Origin of the sequence: Bacillus sp. FSL M8-0071 (genome assembly GCF_037975455.1) — a bacterium.
GTDB classification, from domain to species: domain Bacteria; phylum Bacillota; class Bacilli; order Bacillales; family Bacillaceae; genus Bacillus; species Bacillus subtilis.
In genome coordinates, this window is record NZ_CP150256.1 from 2,006,856 (window position 1) to 2,020,035 (window position 13,180).

The following is a 13,180-nucleotide window of genomic DNA, read 5'->3' on the forward strand; positions in this document are numbered from 1 at the left end:
ACCCGAGCTTCTATATAGAAGCTTCGGGTTTTTTTCTGCAAATTAATTTACAGGTAAAGAAAAATCCACATGGCAAACAAATGCTTCTTGATCAATTAGAGCTCTATTTGTCAGTTCCTTTTTCTTTTCCGGTTCTTGAAGCTGTACAGAAGAGTAATTGACGATTCCAAGGCCGATTTCCGTCCCTTTTGAATCCATCAGCCGAACAACTGAACCGCTTTTGAATTTCCCTTTAATCTTCTGTACACCGTCTAGGTATAAACTCGATTGTCCGTTTGTTATTTTTCGTGAACAATCATCTGATAAAATCATTTCACCTTCCGGACCGGAATTAAAAGCGATCCATTGCTCCTTTTGATTCAACGGAAGCGTTCCTTCTGCTTCAAAATAGGTGCCTTCCGCCTGTTCATGAACGGCGTGGTATAAAATATCGCCAGCATCTGCCTGACCTAGGAAACCTTTAATGCCAGACGCCATTACGATTTTAAACGCATCAAGCTTAGAGCGCATGCCGCCGGTGCCAACGATGCTTCCAGTGTCACCTGCGCATGCTTCGATGTCAGGTGTTATTTCACTCACCCGCTGTATCTTTTTCGCTTCTGGATTTGTGCGCGGATTGCCGTCATATAATCCGTCTATATCTGATAAAATCACAAGCATATCTGCATCAATCAATCCTGCGACTTTTGCTGCGAGCGTATCATTGTCGCCAAACTTGAGCCGATTGACGGTAACTGTGTCATTTTCGTTTATGATCGGGATGATGCCGCGCTCGAGCAGTACATTCATTGTATTCCTGACATTGTTGTATCGATATTCATCAGAAAAATCGCTTCTCGTAATTAAAATTTGGGATGCGACATAGCCGTGTGCCAAAAACAGCTTTGAATAAGCCTCCATTAGCAATCCCTGGCCGATTGAAGCTGATGCTTGTTTTTCTGGAAGCTTCTCGGGCCTTTGGATAAATCCGAGCTTCCGATATCCCGCCGCCACTGCGCCTGAGGAAACCAAAATCACTTCATAACCGGCGTCTTTGAGTTTGACGACCTGGTCGACCAACGCTTCTAATTTTCGAATGCTGATTTCTCCATGAAGGCTTGTTAATGAACTGCTTCCAATCTTCACAACGACTCTTTTCATGCTTGTATCAGGCGTCACTTTATCACTCCTGATAGCGGCGCTGCAGTTTTTTCGATATCTTCGCTGATTTCCTTTGAACGCTTAGCCGCATGCTTTATTGCTTGAGAAATCGCTTCTCCGCCGCCGCTCTTTTTCAAGGCTTGCAGCCCCGCTGCTGTCGTTCCGTTCGGTGACGTGATATTATCTCTTAAGATCTCAGGATGTTCTCCTGTTTCCATGAGCATTTTTGCGGCACCTAAAAGTGTCTGTGCGCCGATGCTTCGAGATAACTGTTTATCGAGGCCCGCTTCCTCGCCTGTCTTTTCAATGAATTCCATTAAATAATAAAAATACGCGGGTCCGCTGCCTGCAATTCCGGTGAATATATCCATTTGATTTTCTTGGATTGTATAGACTTCGCCCATGCATCCAAGCAATGCTTCGGCCAGCTTCTTCAGGTCTTCCGACACATATTTGCCAAGGGCAATAGCTGTTGCAGAAGCGCCAATCATACTGGAAGTGTTGGGCATCACTCTGACAACCGGCTGTTCATTAAGCAATGATTGTTCAATAAAAGAGGTGGTTATGCCGGCAAGGACCGACAATATTAATTGATGGGGTTGAATACGTGATTTTAGTGATGACAGAGCGTTTTCGGCGTCTTTTGGCTTCATTGCCAAAATGAGCACATCCATGTCTTCAATACATAGTTGGTTCGGCAAGTCGCCTTTGATTCCATATTGAAGTTCAAGTTCAGTTAATCGCTCTGTATTGCTGCGGTTTGTAACGCAGATGTTTTGTTTCGGGATTTTGTTGGCTCGAACGATACCTGATATCATTCCTTCCGCCATAGATCCTGCTCCTATAAAGGCTACTTTCTTTTGATCAAAGATCGGTAACATCTCCTTTGTTCGCTTTTTCGTTCGCATTTTCACACGTTTAAAATGTTACCACGTGAGGAAATGATGTCAAGTTTGAAGGCCATTATTGATTTGTATTGTTTCTTTTCGACAAATATGTATAATGAAAAGCAGAAAACACCCGGTTCACACTGCTGCGCCGGGTGTTTGTTTCTATTAAAAATTATCTGAGAGAGCTTTTTCAATCAGTTTTTTACAGCGATCCAGCTCTACCTTCAGCTGTTTTTTATATAGCTTGGCGGCTTCGTAATCTTTAAATTGATAGAGGACGACTTCCTGGAGCTTAGCCCCTTCTTTTTTTACTTTAATTTGTTTTAGTATCCCGTCATCAAGAAGTTCATGCAAAGACCGGTATACTTCTGTATGATTTGGTTTAAAACCAATCTCTTTAAATTCAGACCGAAGTACTTCAAGCAGCTTTAACCCATAGAGTCTCTCTTGCTCTGTCATCGTTATCATATAAAGCTTCAAAAATGCGCGCTGTTTCACTAAAAAGCCTGTTGAACTCCTTTTTTCTTCTTTCATCATATGCACTCCTTCTTCTGTCACTGACAACACTATGTACTAAATATTCAATTTTCTTTTATTGTTTTCCTTCTTTATATTAAAGACTGATAGTCCAGTCATTTCATATTTACTGATTATAGGTGTAGCGGAAAAAATAAATTTCGACTGAACATTTGGTACATAGTTTTCTTAGTTCTATTATAGCCTGCATTTACTGCTATCTTCAATTTAAACGATTGCCAGGGTTTACATATCTCATTTTACCGGTACGGATTTCATTCAAATAAAAAAACCTGTCGAAAGACAGGTTTTCATTTTTAAGGATTTGTTGACCATAATCCCGCTGTTTTGATGAAAATACGAGGATCTAATTTCAATTGTGCCACCATGTACTCAGCAAGATCCTCAGGCTGCATAACTTTTTCAGGATTACCGTCTGTTAAGTTCAATTCGATAGACATATCACTAGCGACAGTGCTCGGCGTTAACGCGCTGACTCTGATATTATGCTTTCTTACTTCTTGCATAAGAGACTCTGTTAACCCGAGAACGGCAAATTTAGAAGCGCTGTAAGCACTTGTTGCAGCAGCTCCTCTTTGGCCCGCTGTAGATGAAATATTAATGATGTCTCCGGCTTTGCGTTCGATCATTTCCGGAAGCACCGCGCGAGTGACATGGTACACACCCATTAGGTTGACTTGAATAATATTTTCCCACTCATCAGCTGACAGATCTAAGAAACCGCCAAATTTGCTGATGCCGGCATTATTAATGAGGATATCGATATCACCGAGCTGTTCCTTCACTTGAGCTACAGCTTGGTTAACCTGATCAGCATCTTTTACATCTGCAGCAGCAAATGCAGCTTTTACACCAAGCGCTTTGACTTCTTCAGCCACTTTTTCTACATTAGCGGAAGTCCGGCCAATTAACCCGATATTCACGCCTTCTTTGGCAAGCGCCAGAGCAGTAGCGCGGCCAATTCCTCTGCCTCCGCCTGTGATTAGTGCAGTTTTATGTTGTAAACTTTGCAATTGAAGCACCCTTTCTTTGTTTACATATGTACGATATCACATTATAAGTACAATACATCCAATACGCAAATCAAACGAACTGTGTAAATATCATTTCTTCTGATTAAAAAAACGGATACAGGGTAATGACATAAGAAAAGGAGTGAACATATGATTATAGTTTATATCAGTCTTGCAGTATTAGCAGTTTCTATTATCTTCTTAGGAGTTACCGTGATCCAAAACAAGAAAAAAATAGACCCCGCACTAAAGGAGCTCACTTCTGTTACACAGGCTATGCAAAAACAAATCGAGGGATTAAAAACAGAAGCAGAGCTGCTGACGCAAAAACAAAAGAAGATTCAGCATGATGTCCAAATGAAAAAATACGCGTTTCAGCAGACAGCAGCTGAAGTGAAAGAAGTTCCCCAAGCAGTCAAAGAGGTGTGGCAGGCAGGACATTTTAATAGCAGATAAGGATGAATGAGATCCCGTTGTTACGATCAGAATGGACAATGGGATATCATTTTTTGAGGAGGCTTTCGCATGATTGTAAACCACAGTTGCTTAAAGGAGTTCGCAGAAAAACTACATTCTCTTCCCTCTTCACTTACAAAGTCCGATTTACTTACTGATCCATTTCGTCTCCATCAAGAAAACGAACTTGGCATCTACTATTCACCTCATAATGAATTTATCAATCGGGATGCCTCGCTTGTGATTGCCGGGATCACGCCGGGTTTTTCCCAGATGAAAACAGCGTACGAAACAGCAGTCGAAAGTCTGCGGCAAGGCCGCACTCTTGAGCAAATGGCGGTAGATACAAAAATAGCAGCGGGTTTCTCCGGGTCGATGAGACATAACCTTATCACCATGCTGGATTTATGCGGGCTGCCGCAAGCTTTCGGCATTCAAAGCGCCGCAAAGCTTTTTGGAGAATTACGGTATATGCTCCATACAACTTCCGTTATTAAATATCCTGTCTTTATCCAGCAAAAAAACTATACCGGATACAAACCGGCTATCACTCATTCTCCTATCCTAAGCACCTATGCTTTTGGGCACTTCCCTGCGGAGCTTAACCATGTGACGGGACCAGCTCTTCTCATTCCGTTAGGAAAAGCGGCCGAAACAGTATGTGAAACATTGATCAGACAACACAGCCTCCAGAATTTGATTTGCCTTAACGGCTTTCCCCATCCATCAGGCGCGAACGGCCATCGTTTGAAACAATTCAGCAAAAACAAAGAGCAACTAGAAACACAAATTCGTTCCTTTGCTGCATTGGTTGATTTCGCTATAGAAAAGAGGAAATAAAAGGGATATGATAAACAAAAACACAAACGTGGGGAGTGGTTGAATGTTTCCTATATTAGAAACGGATCGGCTTATACTTAGGCAAATCACAGATCAGGACGCGGAAGCCATTTTTGCTTGTTTCTCAAACGATGAGGTGACACGCTATTATGGGCTTGAAAACATGGAATCTATAGAACAGGCCATTTCAATGATTCAAACGTTTGCTGCCCTCTATCAAGAAAAACGCGGTATACGGTGGGGAATTGAAAGACGGGACACTAAAGAACTGATCGGAACAATAGGCTTTCACGCTCTGGCCCAAAAGCATAGGCGCGCGGAAATCGGTTATGAAATCATCCCGGAGCATTGGCGAAACGGTTTTGCATCAGAAGTCATTTCAAAGGTCGTATCTTACGGATTTTCTGCCCTTGGACTGTCGCGTATTGGCGCAGTTGTATTTACTGCTAATGATGCATCAAATCGTCTGCTCCTAAAAATGGGGTTTCAAAAAGAAGGTGTTTTAAGACAGTACATGTATCAAAATGGTACTCCATATGATACAAATGTGTATTCTATTGTGAAACCAAGAGAATGACGGTATTCTCTTGGTCTGTGCCACATCCCTTTTCCTTTAAAATGTCCGATTCATGACCTGCATCAGCTATGACGTTTTGATTCTTGATCAATCCCTACAAGATTTTCATCTCTTAAAACAATGCTAATAACTTTTTTCCCCTACTCATAAATCCCTTTATTGGTTCTTCTTCTTGTGATAAAATCCCCAAGGAAACAAAACGTAGCCGACCACATCAAAATATAAATAACCTGAGTTTTGTATTCCCACATTGAATCCCCCATTTCTACCCCGTGAATGAAAGTCATATACGCTTTTTGTGGCAGTATCGCACAAAGGGCATTTAATATTGGATGATGTGGAGCAAAAGAAATAAAACAGCCTGACAATACACACGTGATCACACTGATACCACTCGTCATCAAACTGATGTTTCGATCCATCACAGAAGCCATAAAGATAGCGAATGCTGTTGCAAGCACTGTAAGAACACCCAGTAACCCAGCAAGAATATTTAAACGGAAACCAATTTCAGCATGAAAGAGTACATTTGTAATTAGGATGGCCAAGTAAGTGGGTATGTATAAACATAAAAAAGTAAAGATAAACTGAACCAACAAATATTTCCCCACATGCACGGGAGACACTAAAATCCTTTTGAAGGTTTTGAGCATCCGGTCTTCTGGATATAACGCAGCTAATGCCACACCTTGCATCAATACAAGCATCATGATAAAGCCTAATATATTCGTTCCCGTTCCCCGTTCCATCCTTAATTCATCCTCTCCCCGGTAGCTGCCTGGCATTTCTCCAGTCTCAAAAAATTGCTGAATCATTTTTTGATCCGCTTTACTTTTCAACGTGGTTACGCTGTAATCAAGTTGATTTTTTTCTACAATGGCTGCATATTTCCCTAACATCAGATCAGAAAACTTCGGCTTCTGATCTACCGTTACCACCCTAAATGCAGAATCACTCGGCAAATGATGAACTTCGTCCAGTTCTGTAACAAAAGCGATTGTTTCTTTGAAAACCGGCTTCCCGGAAAACATAATCGCAACGCCAATCATCAGAGGGATAATGATTAATGCAATGATAATAATGGCTTTTTTGGTCAGGATTCGCTCCCACCTGTTTTGGAATAAACTCAGCATATATATCCCTCCGGCTTAAATACAACATGAGAAACGGCAATACAAATGATTGAAGCCAATATTAGTCCTGACATAACAGGCTGCAGCATACTGAAATCATGATCATAAATGAGACGAAATGAACATTCTGTTACCCATTTAATCGGAGAAAGAATCGATATCTGATTGACGGTATCTCCAAATCTATGAATTCCGAAAAATACGCCACCAAAGAAAACAAAAAAAGCTATCGGAATTTGCATAATCCCATTCGCCTGTTCTTCATTCTTGAACAAACTGCAGAACATTGTGCCAAAACAGCAACCGAAAAATAAAAATACATACAATAAAAGCATGAAATACGTAAGATATTGTCCTCCAAAGTTCAAATGAAAAATCGTTTGGGCTATCAACACATTCATGCTGTACATAATGACACTGAATATAAAGGTTGATAGTAATTTAGAAAGATAAATACTAGTTGTCGAAACCGGCGCATACACAATACGAAGGTTCGCCTTCTTCACCTTTTCCTCCATAAACGTATTAGAGGTCGTCATAGCAATCAGAGCTGCAGTGAAAATCATCATATTCACTCCGTAATAATCATAAGAACTGACCCCGCCTGCTCCAAAGCTGCTTTTCGTAACAAAGCCCATGACCAGAATCAGAACAAAAGGAAAGACCGTATTGGCTATTACAAGAACCGGATTCCTTAAAATATTCATAAAATCAAATGTTATTAATTTTAACAAACTCATTTTGCTCTCCTAATCTCTTAAATTTCTTCCCGTCAGCTCTAAAAATACCGTTTCTAACGATGCCTCTTTTTTGTTCATGTTTAGGATACTGCAGCCTTGGGCACTCAATTCTAATATGATTTCACTCAGGTGATCTTGGTTCTTTTGAACGGTAACATTTAGTTGATGGTCAGAGAAATCAACTCCTGTCACTCCTATGATTTCTCTAATCGAGTTTTTATTTAATCGCTGAACATGCGCCAGTTGAAAAGCGTATGTTATTTCTTTATTGACTTCTCTGTACAGCTCTTCTTTTGTTCCATTGGCAATAATTCTTCCTTCATTCATGATCATAATACGATCTGAAATTGCCTCGACTTCTTCCATATAGTGTGTAGAGTAAATGATGCTTGCGCCTTTTGTTTTCAGCTCTTTTATCGATTCCAAAATGTGATGCCGGGATTGCGGATCGATTCCTACCGTGGGCTCATCCATGATAATCAGTTTCGGCTGATGGGCAATGGCGCACGCAATGTTTAATCTTCTTTTCATCCCGCCTGAAAACGTCTTTGGCTTGTCATCTTTCCGGTCATATAGCTGTACGAGCTCCAAAGCCTCTTTGACTCGGGCTTTCAGTTCTTCTCCTTTAAGAGAATAAAGACTGGCAAAAAAACGAACATTTTTCTCAGCGGAAATCTCCTCATAAATCGCGATATCTTGAGGCACAATCCCGATGCCTTTCTTCATTTCCTTGGACCCTTTTTTCACACTATGGCCCAATATCGAAACATTTCCGGAACTGGCCGACAATACTCCTGATAAAATATGAATGGTTGTGCTTTTCCCAGCACCATTTGGACCTAGTAAGCCAAGCACTTCCCCCTCTCTCACTTCGAACGAAATCCCATCTACTGCCGTTTTGTTTTCATACTGCATTTTCAAGTTTTCTACTGTTGCTACGTTGTTCATAGTTGGTTCTCCTTTTTACTTTCTCCGTTTTGCGAATTCCTGCAATAAATTTGTTTTCAAATTGTCTCGATTTTGTTCAATGTCAAAATCAGCAGCGTCTTCTTCAAAACCATCCTGTTCTTCTCCGTCAAAACTGTACAGTTTCTTCAATAAAACCCATAATGTTTCCAGCTCTTCCGTCGAAAAGCCTTTAAATAGATCGGCCATAAAATACACCGCTTTTTCACCGCATTCCTCCATGACACGCTTTCCTGAATCAGTAATCTTCACATTAACTGCACGCTTGTCGCGTTTACTTGGTACAGTGATGACATAACCTCTTTTTTCAATACCGCTGACAAGTCTGTTGATGTTTTGTTTTGAAGTGCCTAATTTTTTTGCAATGTTGTTGAATGTCGTTTCCTCTTCCGGTAAATGCAGTATGGCAACCATCGTCATAAATTGCCTCGACGTTAAGCTTTCATAATAATCGTCTCCGCGTGATTGGATTTTGTTTAAAGTGGAAAAAAATGTAGCGTAAGACTGTTGCATTAAAAATAAATCTTTCAGTTCCTTAGAATAATCCACGATGTTCCCTCCTTGAATGGACAACTTATTGTCTATACATCTTAACACTTCTCATTACATTGTCAATATGTTGTCTATTTTTCTTTAGACTCCCTCGATAATTTATAGAATAGTTATATACTGATCGATTCAGAAAGAGGTAATGTTGATGGCTCGTCATCGAGAATTCAATGAAGAATAAAGCATTGGAGACCGTTATGAATTTGTTTTGAGAGAACATTCGGGCGAGCTAAGACGTGAAATTAACGTGGAACAAACGGCTCAGACTTATATTCTGTTTCTTATCAGCTGACTGTTATGGTGAAATCCCGTCCAGATCAATCATTTTTGCGTCATTCCGTATCGGAAATCCTTACATTGCTGAACAAATGATAAAAAGCGCCCCGGAAAATGGGCGCTTTCTAATTAAGATGCATATTGAGGAGATGATTCCTCCTTAACTGCTTTTTCCTCAGGTATATGAATGCATTTCGTCATGATTGCACTCGCAACGTAAAGGACCGCAAAGATCCAGACGACGCCTTGCGCACCGACGAGACCGATGAACAACCAAGCAAGCGCGGGACCGACAAACGCTGATAAACCTGCAGCCAAATTCAATACAGACATGGCTGCCCCTTTATCTTTTCCTGCCACCGTCGGCACAATTGCACCAATCGGCACATAGCCTGCCAGCAAACCGCCCCAAATAAAGCCGATCACGCTGACAACCACTAAACTTCCGCTGGAGAAAACAGGTGCGTAGTATAATAAGACGGTGAAAATGCCGCAGCCGACTCCGCCGAACCAAATAACAGTATTTTTCCAGCCGAATTTATCGCCGACAATACCAAAGATAAGGTTAAACACAATGTTCCCCAGAAAAATCGTTCCCCAAATTTGCAGCCACACATTGGTTGAAATTCCATGCTGGGCCATGTGCATCGGCAAAAAGACTGGAAAACCATATGTACCAATGCTGTTGATGATTCTGATGATTCCGCCTGTAAGCACGCGCGGATTTGTAAATAAAATCGTAACCCCTTTTAAAAGCTCCTCGGCTGTTTCTGATCTTTTTCTTTTCTTCTTTTCAAAACGGTCTTTATTGATAAACAATGCAAAGAATGCACCGAGACATACCCAGAAAATAGAGCTCCAAAGCGTATTCAAATAACCGAACGCTTTGATCGCGTAGCTTGAGTACCAAGCGCCGAACACAAACATGCCGAGGCAATATGCTATCCAAAACCAGCCGACAGCAGTGCTCAGTTTGCTTTGCGGTGTTCTGTAAATGACCCATGTCAAGAAAGAATAAGCAAAAAGCGGGTAACCTAACCCTTTTACGAAGTAAGTCACATACATCACTGGCAGGTTCAGCTGTTCAAATCCAAATACGATAAAAGCAGCTGTACCGATCACATAAAACAACAGCCCCATAAACATCGTCCGTTTTGCGCCAAATGCTTCGAGACATACACCCGAAAACCAGGAAGCTATGGCAAGCGCAATTCCGTATATACTAAAAATGGAAGCGGACTGCTGAACGGTGAGCCCGTTTTCGATCAAAAAAGGACTGAGCCAGCCTTGTTCAAGGCCATCTCCCATCATAAACAAAACAACCCCTAAAAATCCCCAGGCAAGCCGCTTCGGTATTCCTATTTTATCCAACATATCTGTCTCCTCCTTAGATGCTAATATACATTACCGTATTACCTTATTAAAGTTGAAAATTAAATGATTCCTCAAAACAGCAGAAATGCCGCCTTAAATTAATACTTTGCTTTCTGATCCTGAAAAAAAGCGCTGTGTTTGCTTCCATTCCTCATATAAAGCCAATTCTATCTGACAGTCCTTCGGTTCGATCACCCGGACATTTGCTGACATCTCCTCCGTTAATTGAAAGGTTTCATTGCAAATGACTGCAGCACCGACGACAGATGCCTGATGATATCCCTCTTGGACATAGACCTTTTTTTGAAGAAGATCCGCGATATATTGAGTGAGCGCTTTGCTTTGGAATCCCCCTCCGCACACCCAAACATAGTCACGTTCAAACGGAGTAACCTCTGTTAAAATGTCAAAGTTCCATTTGATTGAAAATGCGATCTCTTCTAGCGCTGCACGTACAAAATGTGCCCTCTTTAAATGTGCTGACAGCGGGGCATCAAAAAGAAAACCGCCTCTCGTTAACGCATTCTTTTCAGCCGATAAATAAGAGCCGAGAGCCGCTACACATGCATGGTCTTCTTTTGCAAGTGCAGAAATCTCCTCCTCCATTACTTCGTACGTTTCATTCGGATAAAAAATCTGTTTTAATTTTTGATAATTCAATCCGGTAATTCCCGGATTCGTTTCCACAAGCCAATGCCCTTGATCTGCATGACAGTTCAGCCAGGCTTTATGTTTTGTGTCGCCATGATCCTCAGTAATTTTGGTTATTGGCGTTGTTGTCCCTGATACAATGACAATGTCCTCAAGTCCAGCTCCGGTGCTTTTGACAGCCAGCTGTGTATCCCCGCCCCCTGCTATAACCTTAGCATTTATTGAAAGGCCTAATTCGGATGCATATTCATTTGCTATCGTTCCAATTGCTGTTCCCGCTCTTACAAGAGGCGGAAGGATAGATGGAGAAAAGCCGAAAATGTCGCACATCTCTTCTGACCAAGTGTTTTGCTTCACATCAAACAGCAGGGTTTCTGTTGCCTGTGATGGTTCATATGTTAATATTCCGCTCAGTTGGTACGTCACCCAATCACTGATGCTTGTAAAGCTTGCAGTCTTTTCCCATAAAGAGGGCTGGCGCTGTTTTAATCCATAAAGCTTGAGCGCGGAAAAAAGTGCGGTTGGCAGGCGGCCTGTGCGGCTGTATATCTCTTCCCGATCGGGAATGCTCGCCTCCCACTCTCGGCCGCGGTTATCGATGTTCGGCAGCCCGAGAAAAGGATCGCCGTTTTGATCAATCAAAACAATCCCCTGTCTTTGGCTCGTCGATGTCAAACCAATGATGTCAATATCATGCGAACGGGATAGCGCACGTTTTGCCAAATTCATCACCTGCTTCCACAGCACCTGAGGAGAAAAAAAACGGCTGTCCGGGTAAAGCGTCTCTGTGGAATACACGATGTCCTCCCGTTCAACTGTTAGAACACTGCCAGTTACACTCACGACCGCTACCCTCGCATTGCCTGTGCCAATATCAAAAACGAGATAGCCTTTTTGTTTTTTCATTCTGTTAGCCTCCTTTCTTATCCCCCTGTTTTCAGTGCGTCCTTGTTATAAATTGTCAGAATATTAAGAGTTTTTTCGCCCTTCCACTTTTTGAGGGCTTTATTCAGTATCGTCACGTGATGATCCTCCACTTCAAATGTTGCTCCAGCGAGATGCGGTGTTGCCAGAACATTAGGCAATGAAATCAATTCATAATCTGATTCCTCTGGAGGTTCATGATAAAAAACGTCTAATATCGCACCTCTGATTTTATGTTCTTTTAATACAGATAAAAGATCTTCACGGTTTACAACAACTGCTCTTGAAGTATTGACGAAAATCGCACTCTGTTTCATCAGATCAAAATACTTCCGATCAATAAGTCCAAGTGTTTCCTCAGTACGAGGCAGATGGACAGAAACGATATCACTGTCTGAAAACACCGTTTTAAGAGATACTTTTTCATACAGCGGATGATCGTCTTGAATGTATGGATCGTAATACTTTATTTTACAGTCAAACGCAGTCAGCAGTTTTGCAATCCTTTGACCAACGGCGCCGAACCCAATCATGCCAACCGTTTTTCCTGATAATTCATTTCCTTTAAATTTGACATAAGCCTGCAGGTAATCACTGTCCCACTTTCCATCCTTCAGCCATTGATTCGAGGCGCTGGTATGGCGCAGAAAGGAAATCACATTTCCAATAAACATTTCAGCAACGGCTTGTGCATTCCGCCCTGGTGTATAAAAAACAGGTATGCCTCTTTTTGAGGCAGCTGCCACATCCACATTGGAGGGCATTCCCCTGCAAACACCGACAAATGAAAGTTCGGGAACAGAAGCAAATACGCTGTCTGTTACCTGATCAAGCTCAGTAATCAAGCCTGTCGCATTTGTTGCTTTTAGCAGCTGAATGAGTTCATCTTCCCGATATGCCCGGCCTTGTTCCTTCCAAGATTGATAAGCAACTGAGCCAAACAAGTTTTCTAGCTCTTTTCGTCCTTCTTCGTTGTACGGTGCTGTAACCAAAACCGTCATGGTGCAAAACATCCTTTTCATCGTATTTTTCATAAAAAAAATCTCTTTCCGAAGATGGAAAGAGATTCATATATAGGCGCGCTCTGTTACAGGCAGACGCCGGTATAAACCTT

Annotated in this window: 14 protein-coding genes; 3 read left to right on the plus strand and 11 right to left on the minus strand. The window is 41.7% G+C overall.

All coding sequences use genetic code 11. The features are described from left to right. Positions 1-42: 42 nt before the first annotated feature. From proB to MKX71_RS09955, 4 genes are all read right to left on the minus strand, one after another. Positions 43-1,158, minus strand: coding sequence for a glutamate 5-kinase (proB, locus tag MKX71_RS09940; protein WP_003231456.1), 1,116 nt, complete (start codon positions 1,156-1,158; stop codon positions 43-45). Continuing rightward, entirely contained in the window at positions 1,155-2,048 is an 894-nt protein-coding gene (gene proC / locus MKX71_RS09945) for a pyrroline-5-carboxylate reductase (protein ID WP_101172420.1), read from the minus strand. The genes proB and proC overlap by 4 nt, the downstream gene beginning before the upstream one ends. Positions 2,049-2,195: 147 nt before the next feature. After that, on the minus strand, positions 2,196-2,564 hold the full coding sequence (gene rtp / locus MKX71_RS09950) for a replication termination protein (protein WP_003220337.1): 369 nt from the start codon (positions 2,562-2,564) through the stop codon (positions 2,196-2,198). A gap of 299 nt (positions 2,565-2,863) precedes the next feature. Next, on the minus strand, positions 2,864-3,580 hold the full coding sequence (locus MKX71_RS09955; RefSeq protein WP_038429073.1) for a 3-ketoacyl-ACP reductase: 717 nt from the start codon (positions 3,578-3,580) through the stop codon (positions 2,864-2,866). 150 nt (positions 3,581-3,730) lie between these two features. On the opposite strand from MKX71_RS09955, the gene MKX71_RS09960 reads away from it, so the two are divergent. The 3 genes from MKX71_RS09960 to MKX71_RS09970 all read left to right on the plus strand — a co-directional run bounded on the left by MKX71_RS09960 (position 3,731) and on the right by MKX71_RS09970 (position 5,453). Beyond that, positions 3,731-4,036: a DUF948 domain-containing protein gene (locus tag MKX71_RS09960; RefSeq protein ID WP_167408211.1), complete on the plus strand. Its 306-nt coding sequence runs from the start codon at positions 3,731-3,733 to the stop codon at positions 4,034-4,036. Positions 4,037-4,105: 69 nt separating this feature from the next. Next, the gene (locus tag MKX71_RS09965; protein ID WP_339232014.1) at positions 4,106-4,876 is read left to right on the plus strand and encodes a hypothetical protein; all 771 of its coding nucleotides are present in this window, start codon (positions 4,106-4,108) and stop codon (positions 4,874-4,876) included. A 43-nt stretch (positions 4,877-4,919) separates the two neighbouring features. Continuing rightward, positions 4,920-5,453, plus strand: coding sequence for a GNAT family protein (locus MKX71_RS09970; protein WP_015251967.1), 534 nt, complete (start codon positions 4,920-4,922; stop codon positions 5,451-5,453). A 140-nt stretch (positions 5,454-5,593) separates the two neighbouring features. Here the strand turns inward: MKX71_RS09970 and MKX71_RS09975 are convergent, their stop codons facing one another. From MKX71_RS09975 to MKX71_RS10005, 7 genes are all read right to left on the minus strand, one after another. After that, a complete protein-coding gene (locus tag MKX71_RS09975; protein ID WP_015251966.1) occupies positions 5,594-6,586 on the minus strand; it encodes an ABC transporter permease in 993 nt (330 codons plus the stop codon). After that, positions 6,580-7,326, minus strand: coding sequence for an ABC transporter permease (locus MKX71_RS09980; protein WP_015251965.1), 747 nt, complete (start codon positions 7,324-7,326; stop codon positions 6,580-6,582). Before MKX71_RS09980 ends, MKX71_RS09975 begins: the two co-directional genes overlap by 7 nt. A 9-nt stretch (positions 7,327-7,335) precedes the next feature. Next, on the minus strand, positions 7,336-8,274 hold the full coding sequence (locus tag MKX71_RS09985) for an ABC transporter ATP-binding protein (protein WP_014479987.1): 939 nt from the start codon (positions 8,272-8,274) through the stop codon (positions 7,336-7,338). 15 nt (positions 8,275-8,289) lie between these two features. Next, positions 8,290-8,841 carry a MarR family transcriptional regulator gene (locus tag MKX71_RS09990; RefSeq protein ID WP_015251964.1) on the minus strand — a complete coding sequence of 184 codons (552 nt, stop codon included), beginning with the start codon at positions 8,839-8,841 and terminating at the stop codon, positions 8,290-8,292. Between the two features lie 405 nt (positions 8,842-9,246). Further along, on the minus strand, positions 9,247-10,491 hold the full coding sequence (locus tag MKX71_RS09995) for an MFS transporter (protein WP_339232015.1): 1,245 nt from the start codon (positions 10,489-10,491) through the stop codon (positions 9,247-9,249). A gap of 93 nt (positions 10,492-10,584) precedes the next feature. Beyond that, positions 10,585-12,048, minus strand: a complete 1,464-nt coding sequence (locus MKX71_RS10000) for an FGGY-family carbohydrate kinase (RefSeq protein WP_339232017.1) — start codon at positions 12,046-12,048, stop codon at positions 10,585-10,587. Between the two features lie 17 nt (positions 12,049-12,065). Beyond that, positions 12,066-13,100 carry a 2-hydroxyacid dehydrogenase gene (locus tag MKX71_RS10005; protein WP_339232018.1) on the minus strand — a complete coding sequence of 345 codons (1,035 nt, stop codon included), beginning with the start codon at positions 13,098-13,100 and terminating at the stop codon, positions 12,066-12,068. Positions 13,101-13,180: the final 80 nt, after the last annotated feature.